General features: G+C 45.9%; 20 protein-coding genes and 1 pseudogene. 7 read left to right on the plus strand and 14 right to left on the minus strand.

The annotated features are described in order from the left end of the window. Positions 1-46 precede the first annotated feature (46 nt). The 4 genes from MSG34_RS09090 to xni all read left to right on the plus strand — a co-directional run bounded on the left by MSG34_RS09090 (position 47) and on the right by xni (position 6,531). The gene (locus MSG34_RS09090) at positions 47-2,305 is read left to right on the plus strand and encodes a tetratricopeptide repeat protein (RefSeq protein WP_048612239.1); all 2,259 of its coding nucleotides are present in this window, start codon (positions 47-49) and stop codon (positions 2,303-2,305) included. Between the two features lie 118 nt (positions 2,306-2,423). Continuing rightward, positions 2,424-3,989 (plus strand): GGDEF domain-containing protein, encoded by a 1,566-nt coding sequence (locus MSG34_RS09095; protein WP_248337101.1) that lies wholly within the window; start codon positions 2,424-2,426, stop codon positions 3,987-3,989. A 243-nt stretch (positions 3,990-4,232) separates the two neighbouring features. Beyond that, complete coding sequence (gene ppnN, locus MSG34_RS09100; protein ID WP_086774719.1) at positions 4,233-5,597, plus strand: nucleotide 5'-monophosphate nucleosidase PpnN; 1,365 nt, start codon at positions 4,233-4,235, stop codon at positions 5,595-5,597. Positions 5,598-5,757: 160 nt separating this feature from the next. Next, a complete protein-coding gene (gene xni / locus MSG34_RS09105) occupies positions 5,758-6,531 on the plus strand; it encodes a flap endonuclease Xni (protein WP_048612242.1) in 774 nt (257 codons plus the stop codon). An 80-nt stretch (positions 6,532-6,611) separates the two neighbouring features. Here xni and rlmM read toward each other — a convergent pair whose 3' ends face one another. The 7 genes from rlmM to pomA form a co-directional block, all read right to left on the minus strand. After that, positions 6,612-7,703, minus strand: a complete 1,092-nt coding sequence (gene rlmM / locus MSG34_RS09110) for a 23S rRNA (cytidine(2498)-2'-O)-methyltransferase RlmM (RefSeq protein ID WP_017070491.1) — start codon at positions 7,701-7,703, stop codon at positions 6,612-6,614. Further along, complete coding sequence (locus tag MSG34_RS09115; RefSeq protein ID WP_017060774.1) at positions 7,700-8,098, minus strand: DUF423 domain-containing protein; 399 nt, start codon at positions 8,096-8,098, stop codon at positions 7,700-7,702. The genes rlmM and MSG34_RS09115 overlap by 4 nt, the downstream gene beginning before the upstream one ends. Then, the gene (locus MSG34_RS09120; RefSeq protein ID WP_017060775.1) at positions 8,088-8,711 is read right to left on the minus strand and encodes an alpha/beta fold hydrolase; all 624 of its coding nucleotides are present in this window, start codon (positions 8,709-8,711) and stop codon (positions 8,088-8,090) included. Before MSG34_RS09120 ends, MSG34_RS09115 begins: the two co-directional genes overlap by 11 nt. Next, a complete protein-coding gene (locus MSG34_RS09125; RefSeq protein WP_012604639.1) occupies positions 8,704-9,612 on the minus strand; it encodes a transcriptional regulator GcvA in 909 nt (302 codons plus the stop codon). Before MSG34_RS09125 ends, MSG34_RS09120 begins: the two co-directional genes overlap by 8 nt. A gap of 671 nt (positions 9,613-10,283) precedes the next feature. Further along, entirely contained in the window at positions 10,284-11,732 is a 1,449-nt protein-coding gene (thiI, locus tag MSG34_RS09130; protein WP_248337103.1) for a tRNA uracil 4-sulfurtransferase ThiI, read from the minus strand. Between the two features lie 318 nt (positions 11,733-12,050). Then, entirely contained in the window at positions 12,051-12,998 is a 948-nt protein-coding gene (locus MSG34_RS09135; protein ID WP_050619961.1) for a flagellar motor protein MotB, read from the minus strand. Positions 12,999-13,010: 12 nt separating this feature from the next. After that, on the minus strand, positions 13,011-13,775 hold the full coding sequence (gene pomA / locus MSG34_RS09140) for a flagellar motor protein PomA (RefSeq protein WP_048612245.1): 765 nt from the start codon (positions 13,773-13,775) through the stop codon (positions 13,011-13,013). Positions 13,776-14,073: 298 nt separating this feature from the next. Here pomA and xseB point away from each other — a divergent pair, with 298 nt between their 5' ends. From xseB to dxs, 3 genes are read left to right on the plus strand one after another with little or no spacing between them, the layout of a single operon-like run. Further along, a complete protein-coding gene (xseB, locus tag MSG34_RS09145) occupies positions 14,074-14,316 on the plus strand; it encodes an exodeoxyribonuclease VII small subunit (RefSeq protein ID WP_004734405.1) in 243 nt (80 codons plus the stop codon). Positions 14,317-14,336: 20 nt separating this feature from the next. Next, the gene (gene ispA / locus MSG34_RS09150; RefSeq protein WP_048612246.1) at positions 14,337-15,221 is read left to right on the plus strand and encodes a (2E,6E)-farnesyl diphosphate synthase; all 885 of its coding nucleotides are present in this window, start codon (positions 14,337-14,339) and stop codon (positions 15,219-15,221) included. 21 nt (positions 15,222-15,242) lie between these two features. Beyond that, positions 15,243-17,126, plus strand: coding sequence for a 1-deoxy-D-xylulose-5-phosphate synthase (gene dxs, locus MSG34_RS09155; RefSeq protein ID WP_248337105.1), 1,884 nt, complete (start codon positions 15,243-15,245; stop codon positions 17,124-17,126). A gap of 119 nt (positions 17,127-17,245) precedes the next feature. On the opposite strand, the gene pgpA is transcribed toward dxs, so the two are convergent. The 7 genes and pseudogenes from pgpA to ribD all read right to left on the minus strand — a co-directional run bounded on the left by pgpA (position 17,246) and on the right by ribD (position 23,097). Continuing rightward, complete coding sequence (gene pgpA / locus MSG34_RS09160) at positions 17,246-17,752, minus strand: phosphatidylglycerophosphatase A (RefSeq protein WP_017060782.1); 507 nt, start codon at positions 17,750-17,752, stop codon at positions 17,246-17,248. Next, on the minus strand, positions 17,752-18,726 hold the full coding sequence (gene thiL, locus MSG34_RS09165; protein ID WP_050633954.1) for a thiamine-phosphate kinase: 975 nt from the start codon (positions 18,724-18,726) through the stop codon (positions 17,752-17,754). Before thiL ends, pgpA begins: the two co-directional genes overlap by 1 nt. A 114-nt stretch (positions 18,727-18,840) precedes the next feature. Beyond that, entirely contained in the window at positions 18,841-19,308 is a 468-nt protein-coding gene (nusB, locus tag MSG34_RS09170) for a transcription antitermination factor NusB (protein WP_004734399.1), read from the minus strand. Further along, positions 19,308-19,778: a 6,7-dimethyl-8-ribityllumazine synthase gene (ribE, locus tag MSG34_RS09175; RefSeq protein WP_004741508.1), complete on the minus strand. Its 471-nt coding sequence runs from the start codon at positions 19,776-19,778 to the stop codon at positions 19,308-19,310. Before ribE ends, nusB begins: the two co-directional genes overlap by 1 nt. A gap of 295 nt (positions 19,779-20,073) precedes the next feature. Further along, on the minus strand, positions 20,074-21,183 hold the full coding sequence (gene ribBA / locus MSG34_RS09180) for a bifunctional 3,4-dihydroxy-2-butanone-4-phosphate synthase/GTP cyclohydrolase II (protein WP_019824919.1): 1,110 nt from the start codon (positions 21,181-21,183) through the stop codon (positions 20,074-20,076). Between the two features lie 108 nt (positions 21,184-21,291). Next, a complete protein-coding gene (locus tag MSG34_RS09185) occupies positions 21,292-21,948 on the minus strand; it encodes a riboflavin synthase (protein WP_248337107.1) in 657 nt (218 codons plus the stop codon). Between the two features lie 52 nt (positions 21,949-22,000). Continuing rightward, positions 22,001-23,097 (minus strand): annotated as a pseudogene (gene ribD / locus MSG34_RS09190) (bifunctional diaminohydroxyphosphoribosylaminopyrimidine deaminase/5-amino-6-(5-phosphoribosylamino)uracil reductase RibD). Positions 23,098-23,127 lie beyond the last annotated feature (30 nt).

A 23,127-nucleotide genomic window follows, 5' to 3' on the forward strand; every position in this document is an offset into this window, starting at 1 on the left:
CACCCACACTTATTTGAACCTACCAAATCTTTAAAGGGACATTGAAATGCGTTGGTTATACGTTGTTAGTCTATTTATTTTAAGCTTAAGCACATCGGTCAATGCGTCGGTTTATTCGTCGGCGCTACTCAATGAAGCCAATAACTTGGTTGAGATCGAGCCGAGCCAAGCAAAACAAATGGCCAACAGCTACCTAACGTTGCGTGTCCTTTCTGATCAACGCGAGAAAAGCCCTTCAGCGATTTCTCGCGAAGAGACAGACTCTTCGATTCGAACACCAAACAGCAGCATCGATGCGTATAAGATCTTAGCCAAGGCGGAATACAACCTTGGCAATATGCGTATTGCGATTCAGCACATCGACAAAGCCTCTGAGCTAGCGAAAACCTATAAGCTTGATTACCTAAAACTGGATCTTCAGATCCTAAAAGTTCGCTTACTGTGGCTGAGTGATAGAAAATCAGCCAAAGCAAAAACAGAGCTAGCGGGTATTGAAGCAAATCTAGAGTCGGTGAATAAAACCTTACGCTTGACGGAAGGCATCACCTATCGCTTGATCATGTTGAAAGCCGATATCGCCTCTTATGACAACAAGGTCGATGAAGCCGAGAAGTTCTATCAAGAAGCCAAAACCTATCTCGATCAGCGGTACTCTGAAAAAGTCACCATCGACTACCACATCTCAGTCGGCGAGTTTTATCTGACCCATAAAGAGTACAACCACGCATTATCTGAGTTGTTGTATGGCTACTGGAAATCGGTAGAAGGTAATCTGAGTTCACGTTTGGCCAAGGTCAACCGCCTACTTGCGCAGCTTTTCTTTGAGCGCCAAGTGTTAGATAAAGCGTTAGAACACCTATCTCAAGCTGCTGATTTCTATGACAACTTTGAAAATTCTCCTGTCTTAGCGCAAGTGCTTAAGAAAATGGGTGATGTGTACTTCTATCAAGGAAAATATAACCTTGCCTTGGTGCACTTCTTCAACGTTCTTGATCACGAAAGCACAGACCGAGATATCCACCAAGTCATTGATATTCGCCTAAGTCTATCAGCGACTTACCTACGTCTGTATAACTACCCTCTAGCAGAACAGTACCTAACCCGTGCCCTTGAGCTGCTCGAATATACCGACATTCCAAAGCTGGAAGGTCGTGCTGCACTGTTATCAGCAGGGTTGGCGTATCACCTACAAGAAAGCGAAGACGTGATAAAGCATGCGACACGTGCACTTGAGATCTCTCGTCAGATAGAGAACATGCGTCTTTCACAACGCTCATACTACTTACTCTCTTTAGGTTATGAGCAGGCTGGTCGCCCACAGCAAGCGTTGGCAAACCTTAAGCAGTACAACAGCCTTGTCTCTCTAGAGCAACAAAAGCTTAACCGTGTTGGCGAAGATGCGTTCCGTCAACAGAAAGAGTTTGCTGAACAAACCCTGCACTACGCAGGCCAAGCTCAAGAGCTAGAAAAATACAAACTGGAGCATCGTAAGTTCCAAAAGATATCGTTCGCCCTATTCTTGTTCAGCATTGTCTTGTTCTTCTTTGTGCTGCGCCGAGGCTACATCATTCAAACCTTAGCCAAAGAAGTGGACTCACTGCGCACTGACCTATTTACGCACTCACGTTCAAAGCTTCCGAACTTAAGAATGCTCAATGCAAAACTATCGAACTCGCTGGAACAAACCAGCCAAACCTTTGAACAATGGCAACTTGGCGAGCTCATTCATGAACCACTAAACGACCGTCTACGCTTCGTGATGATTGACTTGCCGTTCCTACGAAATATGTATACGCAGAACGGTTACAAAGCCGGTTTAGAACTGGAAGACGCTTTCGGTGAGTTCCTAAAATCTAAGCTTGAAGGCCCAGCGCGTGTCTACCACTTCTCGGATGCGAACCTGCTTTATATTGAACCAAACGCGGACCGTGATTTGTCGCCGGAAGCCATGTTCAGAAAGATTCAATCTTGGGTGAATGACTTCGAAACAGAGCGAAACATCAACCGAACGGTCCGTATGGGCATCGCTGACTACCCGTTTTTACCACGCGCATACACCGCAATTAACGATCAAGAACTGCTCGACGTATTGTTGATGTCGACCAATCTAGCTCGTGAGATCAGTCTCAAAGAGCGCAGTAGCCAATGGGTCTATCTAAAAGCTATCGATAATGCACCAGCAGCGAGCCTTGCAACTGGTAACATAAGAGAAGCGTGTAAACATGCGATTAATCAAGGGTTAATAAAAATACAATCCTCGTACCAGAATGAGGACAACATCAAAAAAATGCTAAAAGATGACTGATTTGCGAGCGGTTAAGAGCAGCAAGTCGTGACCTTATTTTTAGTTTTGTTATTATCGATGTAACGGAATTTCATCAAAATGATCGAGATCGGTCTACGCGGCGCTAATAAATACATCTATGGGCATTCTTGAAAAAGACATTCAGGCGCAACTCCACCAGCTGAAATCTCAGTTGGAGCAGGTCCGTTTGACGCAAAGAGACACCTCGTTCAAGTTTATTAGAGAACAGAAAGTTCTAAAGCGTATCGTCACATCTTTAAGTGACGCATGTGTTGGCAGTAACAGCCATTTAGATGAAAACCTCATTGCCCTTAGGGAAGAGCTAGAAAAGCAAAAAGACATTAGCTCGATGATCCCCAAGCTGGCAGTATTAGAAAGGATGCTTAAGCAGAAAACGTTGGCTATGGATAAACAGAACGGATATCTGGACGATAGCATTAAGCACAGTGGGGAAACGCTGCAGCGCATAACTGGCCTTCCAGCACAGCTAAAACGCGACCTACGAAACTTACTTAGCTTCTCCGAATGCAATGGCAGTCAGAAAGTCGACCATGCCATGAAACTTCTCGGTATTTATGAGCGTGCCATAAAGATTATGGCGAATAACTCACGCACCCACTTTTCCGACGCTGCGCACTCTCCGGAACAAGAGCTCCTTTCCGACCTATCAAACGAATTACAACATCTGATCACTGAACTCGACTTCGAGGGTGAATCGGGTGATCTGCTTACCGATATTCGAGCGAAGCTGCTGCTTGGTGTTTCCACACAAAACCTACTTGAGCTAACACTTCAGATCCTCAAACTGGTTATTGAAGGCACTAACCTAGAACGCAAGAAGTCTGAACAATTCATCGATCAGCTTAATGCTTCTCTAGCGTCCAGCATCAAAACGGCAGATCAAAATGCCGACCAAAGCCAGAGCTACTTTGAGCACCGCCAAGGTCTGAACTCTGAGTTAAATGAACTTGTCACAAGAAGCCAAAGCTCGGTAGATAAAGCGAAGGATATTGATAGTTTAAAGCTGTCGATTAATCCGCTACTCAGTGAAATCGCCTCTCTTTCGGAAAGGCTGAACCACGCAGAGCAGAAAGAACAAGCTCTGATAGAGAGAATGAGTTACGGAAAGACTCAGTTAGATTCACTCTATGAAGTGACCCAAGATTACCGTAAGCGTTTGGAAGATCAGGCTCAGCGTATGCTGCTTGATCCTCTAACCAAGGTTTACAATCGCACAGCCTTTACTGATCGCTTAGAGCTTGAGTATCGCCGCTGGATCCGCGCGCAACATTCGCTACGCGTAGTACTGCTCGACATCGACAACTTCAAAGCAATTAACGATAGCTTTGGTTATACCGCGGGCGACAAAGCACTCAAGATCATCGCAAGAACCATCACCAAAGAAGCAGGCACCACCGATACTGTGGCTCGTTTTTCAGGTGAAGAGTTTGTCTTATTGCTGCCAGAGCAAACCGATGAATATTGCCATCAGGTGATTCAAAATATTCAAACTCAAGTAAGCCGCTTACCCTTTAAGTTCCGTGACCAACAAATCACGATCACTTTATGCGCGGCAAGTACTCAGTTTAAAGAGTCAGATACACCGGAAGAAGTGTTAGAGCGGCTCAATACAACGCTAAATAAAGCAAAACAACGCGGTAACAACCAACTTGTTTGGCACTAGGCCAGCCCTAGATTTAATTTATTTCATTTTTTCAAATACTTATCACATACCATTTCCCTCAATGTTTGCTAAGCTAATGATTAACATTCGCTTAACAAGCATTCTTGGCAAGCAACGCTGTCGTATCCGTTTCGTCTGGTTAACTCTCTCCTACCTTTAACCAAACACTTTCAACGTTTGCTTCTCACTCTCGAGCCAGAGGGTCACTTCAACGTCCCCTGCTCTTTTCAACAAGGAGGCACTATGATCACTCATATCAGCCCTGCCGGTAGCATGGATTTACTCTCTCAACTTGAGGTTGAGCGTCTTAAGAAAACCGCGTCTAGTGATCTGTACCAACTGTATCGTAACTGTACGTTAGCGGTTCTGAACTCGGGTAGCCATACCGACAACTCCAAAGAGTTGCTCGACAAATATCTGTCGTTCGATGTCGAAGTCGTTCGCCGTGAGCGTGGTATTAAGCTCGAACTGAGCAACCCACCTGAGCATGCCTTTGTCGATGGTGAAATCATCAAGGGTATTCAAGAACACCTATTCTCAGTACTGCGTGACATTGTTTACGTCAACATGCACTTAGCCGACAACCAAAGGCTCAACCTGACTAATGCCACTCACATTACTAACCTTGTGTTTGGTATCTTGAGAAATGCAGGTGCGCTGACGCCGGGCATCGAGCCTAACCTGATTGTATGTTGGGGTGGTCACTCTATTAATGCCAGCGAGTATCAATACACTCGTGAAGTCGGTAATGAACTCGGCCTACGTGAACTGAACATCTGTACCGGTTGTGGACCGGGAGCAATGGAAGGCCCAATGAAAGGGGCTGCCATTGGTCACGCGAAACAACGTTACACCGATCATCGTTATCTGGGGCTTACCGAGCCTTCGATCATTGCGGCTGAGCCACCAAACCCAATCGTGAACGAACTGGTGATCATGCCAGATATTGAGAAGCGTCTTGAGGCGTTTGTTCGTATGGCGCATGGCATCATCATTTTCCCAGGCGGCCCCGGCACGGCCGAAGAGCTGCTGTACATATTAGGGATCATGATGCACCCGAATAACGCCGAGCAGCCAATGCCGATTGTCCTAACTGGTTCGAAAGAGAGCGAAGCTTACTTCCGCTCAATCGATAAGTTCATTGGTGAAACTCTAGGGCCTGATGCGCAGAAACATTATGAGATCGTGATTGATGATCCAGCACGCGCTGCGAAAATCATGAAACAAGCGATGCCAGATGTGCGCTCTCACCGTAAAGAGACCGGTGATGCCTACAGCTACAACTGGTCGCTGCATATTGAGCCTGAGTTCCAACTGCCATTCGATCCAACACACGAATCTATGGCGGCGCTTGATCTTCATATGGACCAAAAAACAGAGAGCCTAGCCGCTAATTTACGTAAAGCGTTCTCGGGCATTGTCGCAGGTAACGTCAAAGCCGAAGGTATTCTAGAGATAGAGAAACACGGCCCATTCCTGATTGATGGCGACAAAGAGCTAATGACCAAGATGGACCAACTGCTAAACGACTTTGTTGAGCAACATCGAATGAAGCTACCGGGCGGTACGGACTACGTGCCTTGCTATAAAATTGCACCGAGCGAATAGGCACACTCATTAACGAGTAACTAAGTGAGTGATAACCAATTGGTAGGCATAAAGTTAATCAGGTTATGACGTTTACGTCGCTAACGTTTCAACTCACCAAGTGATACGTTACTATAAGGGGCTAGCAGCCCCTTTTTTATTGCCTATTTAGTGGAAACTTATGTCTATCCATCTTGTTATTATCGATGCCTTAAACCTCATCCGACGCGTGCACTCTGTTCAGCCGGATCCAACCGATATAGCAAGAACCATCACCACCACTACTCGAACTCTCAATAAGATTCTGAATGAATCAAAGCCCACCCACATCATCGCGGTATTTGATCACCATTTACAAGATCGAGGCTGGCGCGCAGATGTGCTCCCTGCTTATAAGCAGAACCGTAAACCGATGCCAGAACCATTAATGAAAGGCCTTGATGCTATTCAACAAGCTTGGTGGGAGTTAGGCATTGATTCACTGCTGTCTGATGGCGATGAAGCGGATGATCTCGTCGCAACACTGGCAAAGAAAGTGGCTGACCACGGAGAAACCGTCACCATCATCTCGACAGACAAAGGGTATTGCCAGCTGCTATCACCCACTCTGCAGATCCGAGATTACTTCCAGCACCGCTGGTTAGACAAACCCTTTATCGAAGCTGAGTTTGGCGTTAAACCTGAACAACTGGCGGATTACTGGGGATTAACGGGCGTAAGCTCAAGCCAAGTACCGGGGATTCCAGGTGTCGGACCAAAAGCAGCCAAAGAGATATTAACCACATACCCAGATATCGAAGCGGCCTACCAAGCAGAAGACCTACCGAAAAAATATCGTAAGAAGTTCGACGAACACATCGAATCCGCTCGTGTATGTAAGCAAGTATCGGCACTCAAAACAGACATTGATTTAGGGTTCAATCTGCAAGATATTCGTTACGAAGCAAACTCTTAAGTCGCTGTGACTCGATAATATTGATACAAAAAATGCCCCTTAAAGGAGCATTTTTTATCACTGGCACACTAACGTAAATATTAGTGCGGTGAGATGTTTGAAAGCGCCTGAATATGAACCGTGATCTCTTCGCGATCGTGGTAAAGGTGCTTAGCCTGCATCTTGAACTTCACTTTGTTCTCAATAAGGAACACTTTTAGGTTCTCGATATCTTGCAGTACTTCATCGTAACGACCTTTCATAGGCAGTTTAAGGTTGAACAGTGCTTCTTTCGCCCAGCCTTTGATGATCCACTCACCCATCAGGTGTGCAACACGAGCTGGCTTCTCAACCATGTCACAGATAATCCAAGTTACGTTCTTACGGTCTGGTTCAAACTTAAAGCCATCCACCATGTGGTGCTTAATTTGACCCGTTTCCATTAAGCTGTCTGCCATCATGCCGTTATCAACACAGTGAACGAACATCGAGCGCTTAACCAATTGGTAAGTCCAACCACCTGGACACGCACCTAAATCAACACCCCACATACCTGGAGCCAGACGCTCGTCCCACTCATCACGAGGGATGAATACGTGGAATGCTTCTTCTAGCTTCAATGTAGAACGGCTTGGCGCATCTGATGGGAATTTCAGACGAGGGATACCCATAAAGAACTGTGAGTTGTTCGTTGGGTAAGAGTAACCAACAAAACAGTGACCCGGAGCGATGAAGCATAAATGAAGCACAGGCTTCTTAGCGTTATCTTTCGCTGTCATCAGGCCTTTACCACGCATCGCTTGACGCATCGGCACAGTAAACTTACGGCAGAACTTCAAAAGCTCTTTTGCTTCGTTAGTGTCTGGCGTTTCAATACGGATATCACCACAACGAGGGAAACCTTCTTTTTCAGAAAGCGCCTCAAGAATTGGAGAAATACGGTCATCGGTTGGCAGATCTTTAATTTCAACAGCCACTGCCAGCATTTGACGAGCAAAGATCAGTGATTGGAAATCGATCTCTTTGATCAGCTTGTCCGCTTCACCTGCTTGGTAACATTCAAACAATACAAAACCTGTATTGTTCTTTAGGCGAGGAAAACCAAACACTTCCAGTTGTGTTGCCTTGTCTTGAATTTCGCCAGCACATTCTTTTTCAAAACCAGAGCGACAATAAAGTAGTACGTGTTTCACTGAGTTACCTCTTTTATATTCAAAGCAGCGAAGGAGAAGACTCCCCAACCAATGATAAATAGTAGACCACCAAACGGAGTGATAGGGCCAAACCATTTTATTCCTGTCAGCGCCAAGCCATAAAGGCTGCCACTAAAACAAAGGATGCCGATGATAAAGCAAATTGCCGCAATGAAAAAATATTTTTGTGATTTAGCGCCAAGTTTCATCTGCAGCAGAGCACCACACGCCAATATAGCCAGAGTATGGATAAACTGGTACTGAACACCGGTCTCAAACACGCCTAGCAGATATTCAGGCAAGATAGCTTTCAAACCGTGAGCTGCAAAGGCGCCAAGCATCACAGCAACCGCACCAGAGATGCCAGCAAACGTGAGTAAATACTTACTTCTCATTGAGCACCTCTTTGATAAACGCTGATAACTTCTCAACGGTTAACGCAATGTTCTGTTGCTCTGTGTAGCCAGAACTCTTACGCGGCTTAAAGCTGTGGTCGCCATCAGGAATAAATTCAACACGAATAGAATCAGACAGATCAAAGTCAGCAAACTCTTCACGCTTGCCAAAGGTATCGCGCTCACCTTGTAAAATGAGACACGGCTTTGCTAACTCAGCCAGATGCTCACCTTTGTACTTCTCAGGTTTACCTGGAGGATGGAAAGGAAAGCCTAGACACGCCATGGCTGCCACTTTATCAACTTCAGACAAATGGCTCGCCATACGCCCTCCCATCGACTTACCCCCAATCACAAGCTTATCGGCATCAACCTGCTCAATAATCTCTTGGTAGGCTTCAAGTAGCTTAGGCGCTCTGTCAGGTGGACGACGCTTACCATCTTCAGCACGTTTAATCATGTAAGGGAAGTTGAAACGAATCACTCGTATCCCTTTAAAAGCTAACCCTTTGGCTACCGACTGCATGAACTCATGATCCATGCCTGCGCCTGCACCATGGGCAAAGATAAAGGTGATCGGATTGTCTTCACCATCAATGATGACGTTATTCATCGAGTAAGTCCTCTTGTTCACTTTGCGCTTTCGCTAGCATCCAGTCGCGGAAAGTGGCGATACGGCCCATGTCGGCTTGTTTCTCATGACAAACCACATAGAAGGCGTTCTTACTCACCAACACTTCATCAAAAGGTGCAATCAAGCGACCCGCTTCGATTTCAGGCTGCGCCAACACGTTGTTACCTAGAGCAATGCCCTGACCGTGAGCCGCTGCCTGCAACACCATGGTTGAGTGACTGAAGATAGGACCGTGATTAACGTTTACCCCGTCGATACCATTTTGCTTAGCGAACTGTTTCCAATCCTTTCGAGAAGTATCATGCAATAGCGTATGACATGCTAAATCACTGAGAGATTCTAATGGTTTTACTCCTAGCAGCACGGAAGGTGAGCAAAGAGGGATCAAGTATTCTTGATAAAGCTTGTCGGCTCTGAGCCCCGACCAATTACCTCGGCCATAGTAAATAGCCACGTCTACATCATCGGTCAGCGAGCCTTCATCCATATCAACGGCTTTGATTCTTACATCAATATCAGGTTCTTGCTGATTAAAGTCAGCGAGCCTTGGTACCAACCATTGAATCGCAAAACTCGGCGGTAAACTGATGGTCAATGCGCCCTTCTCACTTCGCTCAAGCACTTTATCCGTCGCTTCTGCCAGTGATGTGAAAATATCCTTGATATCCAAGAAGTAGCTTTGACCTTCTTCAGTCAGCAGCAAAGAGCGGTTTCTTCGGCGAAACAGCTTCAAAGATAAGAATTCTTCAAGCGCTTTGATCTGATGGCTGACCGCCGCTTGAGTAACAAACAACTCTTCTGCGGCACGCGTAAAACTCAAGTGTCGAGCTGCTGCTTCAAACACTCTTAGCGAGTTTAATGGGGGTAATCGACGAGACATAGTTACTCTCTAAATAAGCATTAGTTTTTTTTATCTGAAACATTATAATTTGTCCATTGCCTAGCGGCCAGAGAAATTCTATATTTCATCCCGCAGCAGCTAGCCTGAACGGCTTGATTCTCTCTAGAATCAATTGGCTTAGCTCCTGCGATGTTGTGTTTGCAAACTCGTTCTTTTCGAGTTGGGTAGAGTTCTACCAAATGTTTTGTTGCAGTTTATACTGAAACGAGGCATGTACTTCCTGTATTTATTTTGACCTGTCTGTCAAATTTGTTTACACCGCCTTATGGGCGGTGTTTTTTTATGAGCAAAGAAATGTAACTACAAGTTTATCAATAGCTGTGCTAATTAATCTTTATTATTTTTCATCGCCAATCACAGAATCAGACACCCACTCAAATAATCAACTGAACACATACAAATAGCACCATTGAGTTGCACTAAAAAGTAACAGAATACTTCAAGATACTCACACTTCTTCGGTACTTATAAGCCCGTTTAGAGCTCACTCTTGCTATCAATCAAAAATTTCAAAGCTGAGCATGACGATAGCACGCCCAAACTCACGCCTCTGTCTGACTACTGTAAATCATTCACAATAGAAAATAAAAAAGCCGCTTACTTTTCAGTAAGCGGCTTTGCAAAATGATTAACGGTTGGTCAATACACCACTATGGGCGGTAAACCTTAACGTTATGGAAGCCTTGCTCTTGTAGGTAAAGCGCCTGTAGACGGCTCATTACACCACGGTCACAGTACAGCAAGTACTCTTTCGCTTGGTCTAGGTCGCCAAATTGAGTCGAAAGCTTAAAGAATGGGATGTGTTTAATTTCAACACCCTCGATCTCTAATGGGCTTTCGTCTTCTTCTTCTGGGCTACGGATATCAAGAACGATAGCGTGCTCAGCAACAGCTTGAACTTGTTCAACTTCAAGCGCTTGCTCTTGGCTCTCTTTCTCGATGTCACGGATATCCATAACACGAGCGTTCTCGATCACTTGATCCAGCACTTCAAAGTTAAACTTAGCTTCTTCTGCTTCCAGTTTGCCTTTCTTCGCTTTCACTGTTGGCTTCTTAGAGATAACACCACAGTACTCAGGCATTACCTTAGCGAAGTCTTCAGTACCGATGATACGAGAAAGGTCGATGATGTCTTCTTTGTCCCAGTTGATAAGCGGACGAAGAATCAAAGTGTCTGTCACGTTGTCAATGTGGCGAAGGTTAGTTAGCGTTTGGCTAGAAACCTGGCCAAGTGCTTCACCCGTGACTAGAGCTTCAATACCGAAGCGCTCTGCAACCATACCACCAGCACGCATGAACATACGCTTAAGAACAACGCCCATTTGGCCGTCTTCTACGTTCTCAAGGATTTCAGCAACCACAGGTTCGAAGTCTACAGAAATGAACTTCACCTTTGCAGATGAGCCGTATTTATTCCATAGGTAGTGAGCTACTTGCTTAACGCCAATCTCGTGTGCTGGGCCACCAAGGTTGAAGAAACAGTAGTGAACCTTAGAGCCACGTTTGATGTGCAGGTAGCTTGAAACACCAGAATCAAAGCCGCCAGAGATCAAGCTCAGTAGATCTTCTTGAGTACCAAGAGGGAAACCACCTAGGCCTTTGTGACGAGCTAGAACTTGGTTTAACTTATCGTTAGCCACTTCAACCTTAACGGTTACATCAGGGTTCTTAAGTCGAACTTTAGCTGACTCAACTGCTTGGTTTAGACCGCCGCCTACGTAGCGTTCAAGTTCAATAGAGGTAAAGTCATGCTTACCACGACGCTTAGCACGAACAGAGAAAGTTTTGCCTTCAATGTCAGCACGGCTGCGTTCTAGTACTTGCTCGTAAATATCGTGCAAGTCTTTGAACTCAGACTGTTGTACTTCAAGAGAGTGGTGAATACCTGGAGTGTGAGTCAGAGCCTCTAACACTTCTGCGTAGTACTGGTCACTCTCAGACGTCACTTCGATATGATCGCGACGGTTGAATACCGCAACACTTTCACAGCGACGTTGAATAACGTTACGAATGTTGCACTCTAGAATCCTTGTGAAGCGCTTACGCACCGATTCACTTTTTACAAAAATTTCCGGATGGGGCTTAACAATAAATTTCATAGTACTTTCACAACATTAATGTTCAAAATTTTGAAAACGCTCATCGCCAAGTAAATTAGAGAATTTACACAGCACTTGAAGCAAGAATAGATCATATCTAAATCTAAGGGCGCGAATTATACATGAGAAAGTGAAGCAAGGAAAAGAGTGCTTGCTGTAACACCATCATTAAACCGCTTGTTATTAACAGTAGCAGGTTTCGAAACAACATAAATTCAGCAGAGAGCATGGTGAAAGACCAACAAACAAAAAGCCCAACCTCATTATAAGGTTGGGCTTTCGATGTTAACTGGATGCTATCGCGTGTGCACGTATCGGCTATTGATTAATAACAGGCACTTCATCACTGTAAAGCGGCTCGCCCTGCATGATGCTGATTTCAACGCGGCGGTTGAGGCTACGTTGCCATTCAGTATCGTTCGGCTCGACTGGCTCGGTATCCGCCATGCCGCGTACTCTCAAGCGTTGATGAGAGAAACCACGCACCTTTTCCATCTCTTGAGCAACAGACACCGCTCGCTGTGATGACAAGTCCCAATTAGAGCGATAAAGCTCGGAATCAAGACGTTGATTATCGGTATGCCCTGAGATTCGGACAATACCCGGAACATCTTTAACCAGTTCAGCCACCTGTCTCACCAAAGGTCGGAACTTAGGCTGCAGGAAAGCAGAACCCGATGGGAATGCACCCTTCTCACGAATTCGAATCACAATCTGCTGGCCAAGATTTTCCACCTCAATCGCGCCTTGGTCGATCTCTCGTTCCAACGCCTTCTTGATGCTTTCCATCAAGGTTTCCATCTCTTGCGATTGAGCTTCAGCTTGTTGTTGCTGTTGGTCTGACTCAGAGTTTTGATTGTCGTGAGTCGAAACCTCTGGCGACTTGCCTCCGGTCATCTTGCCTTGGTCACGCATGGTACCGCCAGCACGCTCAGATTCACCTTCATGAAACTCAAGCGTTTGCTGCGTAATATCAATCGTCTGCTGCATGATCACATCAATCGGTGTCGGCTCTGGGCGACCAGGACGGAACTCTTGTGCAATGATGCTGGTGCCTTTAGGAATGTCTTTGACTTCCAAGCGGTTTTGTACACCAAACGCAAATTTCATCGAGCCAGCGATCTGTTTGAACTTCAGTACGTCCATCTCAGAGAATGAGAGCAGCAGTACGAAGAAACACATCAGCAGTGACATCAAGTCAGCAAATGTCCCCATCCATTGAGGCAACCCCGGAGGAGGACATTTACATGGATTTTCTTCATCCATCTTCAACTCCTCTTACGCAGGTTCACCATCAATCATACGCTTACCTTCATTTAGGTAGCTCTTCAGGTAACCATCAATAACTCGTGGGTTCTGACCATCTTGAATCGCGAGTACACCATCCATAACCAGACGACGGTTAAGTGTCTCTTGGTCACGACGTAGCGCAAGTTTGTCAGCAATAGGGAAGAACACCATGTTCGAAAGAATCGCACCGTACAGGGTGGTCAAAAGTGCTACCGCCATCGCAGGACCGATCGCTTTTGGATCATCCATGTTCGAAAGCATGGCAACCAGACCAACCAAGGTACCAATCATGCCCATCGCAGGAGAAACATCACCAAATGCAGAGAACACTTTCGCGCCCTGCTCGTGACGCTCTGTGGTTAATGCGATGTCTTTTTGCAATGCCGCACGAACTACATCGCCATCATGTCCATCCACCAATAGGTCAATGCCCTTTTGCATGAAGCTGTTACTGATTTCCATCTCTTCTAGTGCTAAGAAACCACCTTTACGAGCTGCATCAGCCATTTCTACAATCTTAGCGATAAGATCTTCAGGCTCGTCCGCTTTAAACATAAAAGCTTTACCTGCGATTTTAGTCGCACCAAAGAACTGTCCCATGGTGAACTTCATTAGAACAACAAAGGTTGAGCCACCAACTACGATCAAAATGGATGTCGTGTCATAGAACATCCCGAGGCTTCCACCTAGGATCATTGCCATAATTACAAAGGCAAATCCACCAATCAAACCTATTAGGGTAGCTAAATCCACTGAGCACTCCTCATGCTTTTTTGTAGCTCTATGTCGACGATAATCTTTGTATCGGCAAGACTATAAGATCTTTTAGTAAATTCTTGGCCTAAGTATCACACTTTTCGTTTTTGAATCCCAACTATTGGCTTACTTTGCTCTTATACGTAGCGCATAAACTCGATAAAGCTAAGGTTATTCAAGCAAAGTGCGTTCAAGCCCCTTAAAAACGAACTTTCTAGCAAAATTTCTTGGTTACATTTGACCATCTCAGCGGCCTAGGGTAACGTTCGTTCATCTTTCCAAACGCAGATTTATTATGGCTACTAAGAAACCTGAAAATATGAGCTTTGAAGCGGCAATCGAAGAGCTTGATGGCTTGGTTGATCAACTAGAAAATGGTGATCTAGCTTTAGATGATGCGCTGAAAAAGTTCGAACGAGGCATCTCCCTCGCTCGTGCCGGTCAAAGCAAACTAAACGATGCTGAACAGCGTGTTAGCATCCTACTGCAAAATGATGAAAACGCAGAACTTAGTGACTTTAACCCACAACCAGAATAACGAACTGTATGAGATCCCCTATGATCGAGACTTTATTGTCTTATCAAGCACGTAATAACGAGCAACTGAACCTTTGGCTTGATCGCCTGCCACACCAAAATCAGAACCTGATCAACGCGATGCGTTATGGGTTACTTTTAGGCGGTAAACGCGCACGTCCATTTCTTGTCTACATTACAGGGGAAATGCTCGGCTGCACCGCTGAAGAACTCGACACTCCAGCATCTGCAATCGAATGTATTCATGCCTATTCTCTGATTCACGACGACCTTCCAGCAATGGACGACGATGAACTGCGTCGTGGCCATCAGACTTGTCACATCAAATACGATGAAGCAACGGCAATTTTAACTGGCGATGCACTACAAACTCTCGCGTTTACTATACTTGCGGAAGGTACATTAAGTGCTGACGGTGAAAGCAATCGCGTTCGAATGATTCAACGCCTAGCTGAAGCCTCTGGTGCACAAGGTATGTGCATTGGACAAGCACTTGATATTGAAGCTGAAAACCGCTCTGTCACGCTAGAAGAGTTAGAAGAAGTTCACCGCAATAAAACGGGCGCGCTAATGAAATGTGCGATTCGTTTAGGTGCGCTTGCTGCTGGTGAAAAAGCGTTTGAAGTGATGCCTCAATTAGACAAGTACGCCGATGCCATTGGATTAGCATTCCAGGTTCAAGATGATATTTTAGATATCACTGGCGATACTGAAACTTTGGGTAAGCCACAGGGTTCTGACCAAGAATTGAACAAAAGCACCTACCCTTCTTTGCTAGGTTTAGAGGGCGCTCAAGAAAAAGCGCAAACTCTGCTACAGGAAGCGCTTCAAGCTTTGGCTGCAATCCCATACAATACCCAGTTACTCGAAGAGTTCGCCCGATACGTCATCGAGCGCAAGAACTAAGACAATAAGCGCGCATTACCTATGACTCTTGATATATCAAAGTACCCAACTCTTGCTTTGGCTGATAAGCCAGAGGATTTGCGTCTACTTCCAAAAGAGACGCTTACACAGCTTTGTGATGAATTACGTACCTATCTTCTTAACTCAGTGAGCCAGTCAAGTGGTCACTTAGCGTCAGGCTTAGGTACAGTAGAGCTGACAGTTGCTCTGCACTATGTGTACAACACGCCTTTTGACCAGTTGGTTTGGGATGTTGGCCACCAAGCATACCCGCACAAAATTCTTACAGGTCGTCGCGACCGCTTGTCGACTATCCGTCAAAAAGATGGACTGCACCCATTCCCATGGCGTCAAGAGAGCGAATACGACACCCTTTCTGTTGGTCACTCTTCAACGTCGATCAGTGCTGCACTTGGCATGGCTATCAGTGCGAAGAAAGAAGGCAAGAACCGTAAAGTCGTGAGTGTGATTGGTGATGGCGCGATTACTGCGGGTATGGCATTTGAAGCCATGAACCACGCGGGCGATATTCACAATGACATGCTGGTTATTCTGAACGATAACGAGATGTCGATCTCTGAAAACGTAGGTGCGCTAAACAACCACCTAGCTCAAGTTCTTTCTGGCAGTCTTTACACGTCAATTCGTGAGGGCGGCAAGAAAGTGCTATCAGGCGTTCCGCCGATTAAAGAGCTGGTTCGTCGTACAGAAGAACACCTAAAAGGCATGGTTGTCCCTGGCACCATGTTCGAAGAGTTAGGCTTTAACTACATTGGCCCAATTGATGGTCACGATGTCAATGAGCTGATTAAAACGCTTAAGAACATGAGAGACCTTAAAGGCCCTCAGTTCCTGCATATCATGACTAAGAAAGGCAAAGGCTACGAGCCAGCTGAGAAAGATCCAATCGGTTACCACGGCGTACCGAAATTCGATCCAGCACACTCCAGTCTGCCTAAGAGCACCAGCTCTAAACCAACTTTCTCTAAGATTTTTGGCGACTTCCTGTGTGATATGGCCGCGCAAGATCCTAAGCTGATGGCGATCACGCCTGCAATGCGTGAAGGCTCTGGCATGGTGCGTTTCTCGAAAGAGTACCCAGAACAATACTTCGACGTAGCGATTGCTGAGCAGCATGCTGTGACGCTAGCAACCGGTATGGCGATTGCGGGTGATAAGCCGATAGTCGCTATCTACTCGACGTTCCTACAACGTGGTTACGATCAACTGATCCACGATGTGGCTATCATGGACTTACCGGTCATGTTCGCTATCGACCGTGCAGGCCTTGTCGGCGCCGATGGTCAAACACACCAAGGTGCGTTCGACTTAAGCTTCATGCGTTGTATTCCAAACATGGTGATCATGGCGCCAAGCGACGAAAACGAATGTCGCCAAATGCTTTACACCGGCCACCAGCACACAGGTCCAAGTGCCGTTCGTTACCCTCGCGGTAATGGTATGGGCACTGAGATTCAAAATGAATTTACCGCGCTTGAGATTGGTAAAGGTCGTATCGTTCACGAAAGCGAAAAAGCAAAAGATGGCTCGAAAGTCGCTATCCTAAGCTTCGGTACTTTCCTTGAGAGTGCACTTCAAGCCGCTGACGCCATCGATGCTACAGTGGCAGATATGCGCTTTGTGAAACCGCTCGATGAAGCTTTGATCAAACAACTTGCTGCTGACCACGATGTTCTGGTGACTATCGAAGAGAATGCGATTGCAGGTGGTGCGGGCGCAGGTGTGATTGAATTCTTAATGCAAGAGAAACTGCTGATGCCAGTATTGAACCTTGGTCTACCAGACAAGTTCATTGCTCAAGGTACTCAAGGCGAACTGCACGAAGAGCTTGGCTTAGATGCGAAAGGCATTGAGAAGTCTGTCTCTGACTACCTTGCTAAGTAGTCTTAATACGTAAGCTAGTAAGCTCTGCAAACAAAAAAGGTTGGCCCTAGGGTCAACCTTTTTTGTATCCATTAGTTAGTTTGGTGTATCGCTAACTAAACCTTAATCCTTCAGTTAGCTCACACTAACCAACCTGCGAAGTGTGCTACGGCATACAACGAAATAGCCGCCATAATACCCGCTACAATATCGTCAATCATGATACCCAAGCCGCCGTGAATTCGCGCATCTAGCCAACCAATCGGCCATGGTTTTACCATGTCAAAAAAGCGGAAAAGCACAAAACCAGTCAGAAGCCATTTCCAGTCATCAGCAGGGATATTCAACATAGGCACTAAGCTCATGGTGATCCAAAAGCCCGCAAACTCATCCCAAACGATAGAACCGTGGTCATGCACGCCCATATCATCAGACGTTACTTGGCAGATCTTAATACCAATAATGCAGCTTACCACCACCACAGCTACGTAAGCAGGAAACGGTAACTGAACCAACAACAGGTACAACGGAATAGACGCGAGCGTGCCCATTGTGCCGGGAATAATAGGCGATAGGCCACTGCCAAAACCCGTAGCCAAGAAATGCCAAGGGTTTTTAAGAGAAATAAGAGAAAGTGGGTTTGTCATCAATTAACCTTAAAGTGATCGTAACCAGTTAAGTTCCAGCTTAGTGGTTCACCATTATTGTGTAATTCAAAATATTCTACAGGTCTTATCTGGCCAATGCAGGTGACTTTTGTACCAGTATGTGACAAAGCACTTTCCAACGACCCTTTATTCTCTTCTGGTACAGTAAAGCACAGTTCGTACTCTTCACCACTGGTCAGCGCATATTGCTGAGCTGAAGTGATATCAGGAGCGAACTGACGTAATTCCGCAGAGATAGGCAGCGTGCTTACATCAATACTCGCACCAACTTGAGAACGCTTAAGGATATGTTTTAAATCAGCAATAACGCCATCAGAGATATCAATCGCCGATGAAGCAAGGTTCACCAACGCCTGACCCGCTAACACTCGTGGAGCGCTCACATAATGTCTCTCTTCAAGCTCAGCAGCATAGGGCTTCGCTCTGTTCTGCTCAGGGTTAAGTAACACTTCTAAGCCAGCTTTGCTGTCACCTAGATTACCTGTTACGTAAATCCAGTCGCCCACTTTCGCGCCATCTCTGCGCAGCGCTCGCCCTTCTGGCACAAAGCCCTGTACCGTCAGTGTCAGGCTTAGTGGGCCTTTGGTGGTGTCACCACCAATTAACTGAATACCAAAGTAGTCTGCGAGTTTAAAAAAGGAGTCACAGAAAGGGGCAAGCCACGCTTCATCCACTTCAGGCATGGTTAAAGCAAATGACACCCAAGCCGGCGTTGCGCCCATTGCAGCAAGGTCACTGATATTGGAAGCCAACGCCTTGTGTGCCACCCAAGCCGGATTCGCCTCAGCTAAGAAATGGGTACCAGCCACTAAGGTGTCCGTGCTGATCGCTATCTCAACATTGCCCGGCGCTTTGACCAAAGCACAATCATCGCCAGCAGCTAGAAGAACGTCTTTACGTTGTGGTTGTCGATTTACAAAATATTTTTCAATCAGGTTAAATTCGCCAGACATCACATGCCCTATCTTTAGTCTCATAAAAATCGCCGTAATCATGGATATTACAGAAATTTAGTTACAAAAAAGGCCAGCATGAAAGCTGACCTTTAGATTCAATATACGAACGTCTTATTTCTTACGAACGTGCGGTGCAGCTTTATCAAGCACACCGTTAACAAACTTATGGCTGTCTTCTGCTGCAAATACTTTTGCAAGCTCGATAGCTTCGTTGATAACCACTTTGTATGGTACATCTTCGCGACGAGTCATCTCGTACATAGCTAAACGTAGAAGCGCTAGTTCCATCAGATCCAGATCTTGCATAGGGCGAGATACGAATGGACGAAGCTTGCTATCAAGTTCCATGTGGCTAAGAGCAACACCAGTTAGTAGGTCGCGGAAGTATGCAACGTCTGTTTCTGGCATAGCAAGAGCAGGCTCTGCAGCATGATGCTCTTCTTCATCATACTTACCACCAGATAAGAACTGTTCTTCAACGGTAGCAATATTTTCTTTAGTAATTTGCCAAGAATAAATTGCTTGTAGAGCAAATTGACGTGCGTTACGACGTGCGGCTGGTTTCACACTGGCCCCCATTAGGAATCGATTTCAGAAAGAACGTTGATCATCTCAAGTGCGCTAAGTGCTGCTTCTGCACCCTTATTACCAGCCTTGGTTCCTGCGCGTTCAATAGCTTGATCGATCGTATCAACAGTAAGAACACCAAACGCTACTGGAAGAGAATATTCCAGAGACACTTGTGCCAAACCTTTATTACATTCACTACAAACATAGTCAAAGTGAGGTGTACCGCCACGAATTACTGTACCAAGAGATACAATCGCATCGAACTTACCTGTTTTTGCAACGCGCTGCGCTACAAGTGGAAGTTCTACTGCACCAGGGCAACGAACAACAGTGATGTTGTCTTCGCTTACTTGTCCATGACGCTTTAAAGTATCGATTGCACCAGAAAGTAAACTTTCGTTAATAAAACTGTTGAAACGAGCAATAACGATAGCAATTTTTGCATTTGGCGCTGGGAAGCCACCCTCGATCACTTTCATAAGCCTTCCTTTAACTATTTTCATCAAGTGAGAATCGCCGGATTCTAGCACAAAACTGTGAGCAATATCTAATGGTAATTTAGAAGAACAGACACCGGCAATGTAAAGATGATAATGCAGCGCTGATCCCAAGCATATAGGAACAGCGAGGAGCCAAGTTTGTGTATTGAACACGTTTTGAGTCGAACTCGGCTACTTTGCTCTTTTGGCAAGATCTATCACCAAAAGAGTCACTGAAATCATCGGTAAATTATGTCGCTACAAACGGAGAAACGTCTGCTCGCTGACGCATGATTTATTCGCAAACGTACTCAACAACGTTAAGACCAAAACCACCCAATGCGTGGTAACGCTTAGAGCTTGAAGAAAGCAGACGCATATCGTGCACGCCTAGGTCTTGAAGAATCTGAGAACCGACACCAACACGACGCGAGGTACCCTGCTTTTTCGCCATAGTTGGCTGCTCGTTCTTGTCTTGCGCTTCGAATGTCTTCACTTTGTGAATCAAAGAATCAGACGACTCTTCGTTGCCAAGAATAACCAACACACCGCCTTCGTCGCCAATGCGCTTCATCGCTTTATCTAGCGACCAGCTGCGTTCAGTACCACGGTCTGAATGAAGCAGATCGGTGAACGTGTCATGCAGATGAACACGTACCAAAGGAGCACCTTCAGATAGGTCGCCTTTTTGCATCGCGTAGTGGATCTGGTTATCAATTGTATCGCGGTAAGTCACAAGCTCGAAATCACCGAATTCAGTTGGCAAATGGCATTGTGCTACACGTTCAATCGTTGTTTCTGTGTTGTTGCGGTATTCGATCAAGTCAGCAATGGTACCTAGCTTGATATCGTGCTTTTCTGCAAACACTTCAAGATCTGGGCGACGAGCCATAGTGCCGTCGTCGTTTAGGATCTCAACGATAACAGATGCTGGCTCACAGCCTGCAAGACGTGCTAAATCACACCCTGCTTCTGTGTGTCCTGCGCGAGTCAGAACACCGCCATCTTGCGCTGTCAGTGGGAAAATATGACCAGGTTGAACAAGGTCTGCCGCTTTTGCATCTTTCGCCACTGCCGCTTGAACCGTCACTGCGCGGTCAGATGCAGAAATACCCGTCGTTACACCCTCAGCCGCTTCAATCGAAACCGTAAAGTTGGTGGTGTACTGTGCATTGTTGTCTTGAACCATAGGTGCTAGACCCATACGGCTTGAACGCTCTTTGGTTAGCGTCAGACAGATTAAGCCGCGGCCATACATCGCCATGAAGTTAATCGCTTCTGGCGTCACATGTTCTGCTGCCATGATCAGATCGCCTTCATTCTCGCGATCTTCATCATCCATCAGGATAACCATTTTTCCTAGGCGAATGTCTTCAATAATTTCTTGAGGAGTACTAATTGGCATTGTTCTATATCCTTTGAAATGGTTCTGCTTCCTAGAACCGACACTATTTAAACCTGATGATATTGCTTCGCTTTACAAAGTCTCGCTTAACGCACTTTGTATCAACGGTTAGGCAAAACCATTCTGCTGTAAGAATTCCATCGTTAATCGAGATTCAGGCTCAGACTCTTGTTGCTGACCTTGCAGTAAACGCTCCATGTAACGCGCTAATACATCGACTTCTAGATTCACTTTACGACCGACATTGAATTGGTCGATGGTGGTTTCTGAAGAGGTGTGAGGAACGATAGTCAGCTTGAATGCGTTCTTACGTAAATCGTTCACAGTCAGGCTGATGCCATCGACCGTTACTGAACCTTTTTGAGCCACGTATTTTGAGATTTCTGCTGGCATTTCTACCCAGAACTCAATCGCACGACCAACTTGATTACGTTCAACAATCTCACCCACGCCATCAACGTGACCAGACACGATGTGTCCACCGAAACGCGTGGTTGGTAACATTGCTTTCTCAAGGTTAACTTTATCGCCCGCTTGGTAATCGACAAAACCCGTTTTTTTCAGGGTCTCAAGCGAAAGGTCTGCACTGTAGCTGTGGTCGTTAAATTCAACCACCGTCAAACACACACCATTGGTAGCGATACTGTCGCCTAACTGAACGTCAGCCATATCAAGCTTACCAACGTCAACCGTTACGGTGATGTCTTCTCCGCGGGGAGTGATTGCACTCAATGTACCTACGGCTTCTACAATTCCTGTAAACATTTTAAAACTCTTTTTGTTGTCAACGACACGTATGCAGTTGGAGTAACTATTTCTACTGTGGTTTCGTTACTATCAGTTTCGAAATACGGGTTTCGCAACGATGCGAATATCCACACCAACCTGTCGAACATCTTTAATTTCTAGGTCAATAACATCAGACATTGAAGTGAGCCCTAATGCGCCCATCAAACCTCGTCCGTCACTGCCCATAAGTTTAGGTGCTAAATAGAGGATTAGCTCATCCACCAGCTGCTCTTCAATCAAGCTTTTTGCCAATGTCGCGCCCGCTTCGACCCAAATATGGTCGATATGATTTGCAGGTAATTGACGCATCAGATCGTGCAAATCAAGCTGACCTGCATCTATGGTTGCGACTTCAATATCAGCAGACGCTTCGGCAACTCTCAACACGGATGTTGGAGTCTGGAATAACTTGAGTTCAGGACGCAGTTGGTTTTGGCGATCAAGAATCACGCGAATCGGCTGACGCAGCTCGTCTTCAGCGTAATGATCTTTGATGCTGCTTGGCAACTCTGCCCAACGAACATTCAACGACGCGTTGTCTTCAATCACCGTCTGGCTAGTTGATAGCACAGCGCCTGATTTTGCTCGGTAGTTCTGAACATCACGACGCGCTTCTGGCGATGTGATCCACTGGCTTTGACCATTATTCAATGCCGTTTGCCCATCAAGGCTAGCGGCCATCTTTAACTGAACGAATGGCATGCCCGTTTGCATACGCTTGATAAATGCAGGGTTCAAGTCGAGAGCGTCTTGCTCTAGCAAACCGATTTCAACCTCAATACCCGCATCGCGTAGCATTTTGATACCACGACCTGCGACTTTTGGGTTTGGGTCCTGCATGGCGCAAATTACTTTGGCTACTTGAGCCTTAATCAAACCTTCAGCACAAGGTGGCGTTCGACCATAATGAGAACAAGGTTCTAACGTGACATAAGCCGTCGCACCTTTTGCTTTGTCGCCCGCCATTCGCATGGCATGTACTTCAGCATGAGGCTCGCCAGCTTTGGCATGAAAACCTTCACCAACGATCTGACCATCTGTTTGTATAATGATACAACCCACATTCGGGTTGGGTGCAGTAGTGTAAATGCCGCGTTTTGCTAACTGAATAGCACGCGACATCATTTGAAAATCTAGGGGAGTAAAGTTTGACAT

The sequence above is a fragment of the Vibrio sp. 1CM2L genome (assembly GCF_023161695.1).
Taxonomy (GTDB): Bacteria; Pseudomonadota; Gammaproteobacteria; order Enterobacterales; family Vibrionaceae; genus Vibrio; species Vibrio coralliirubri.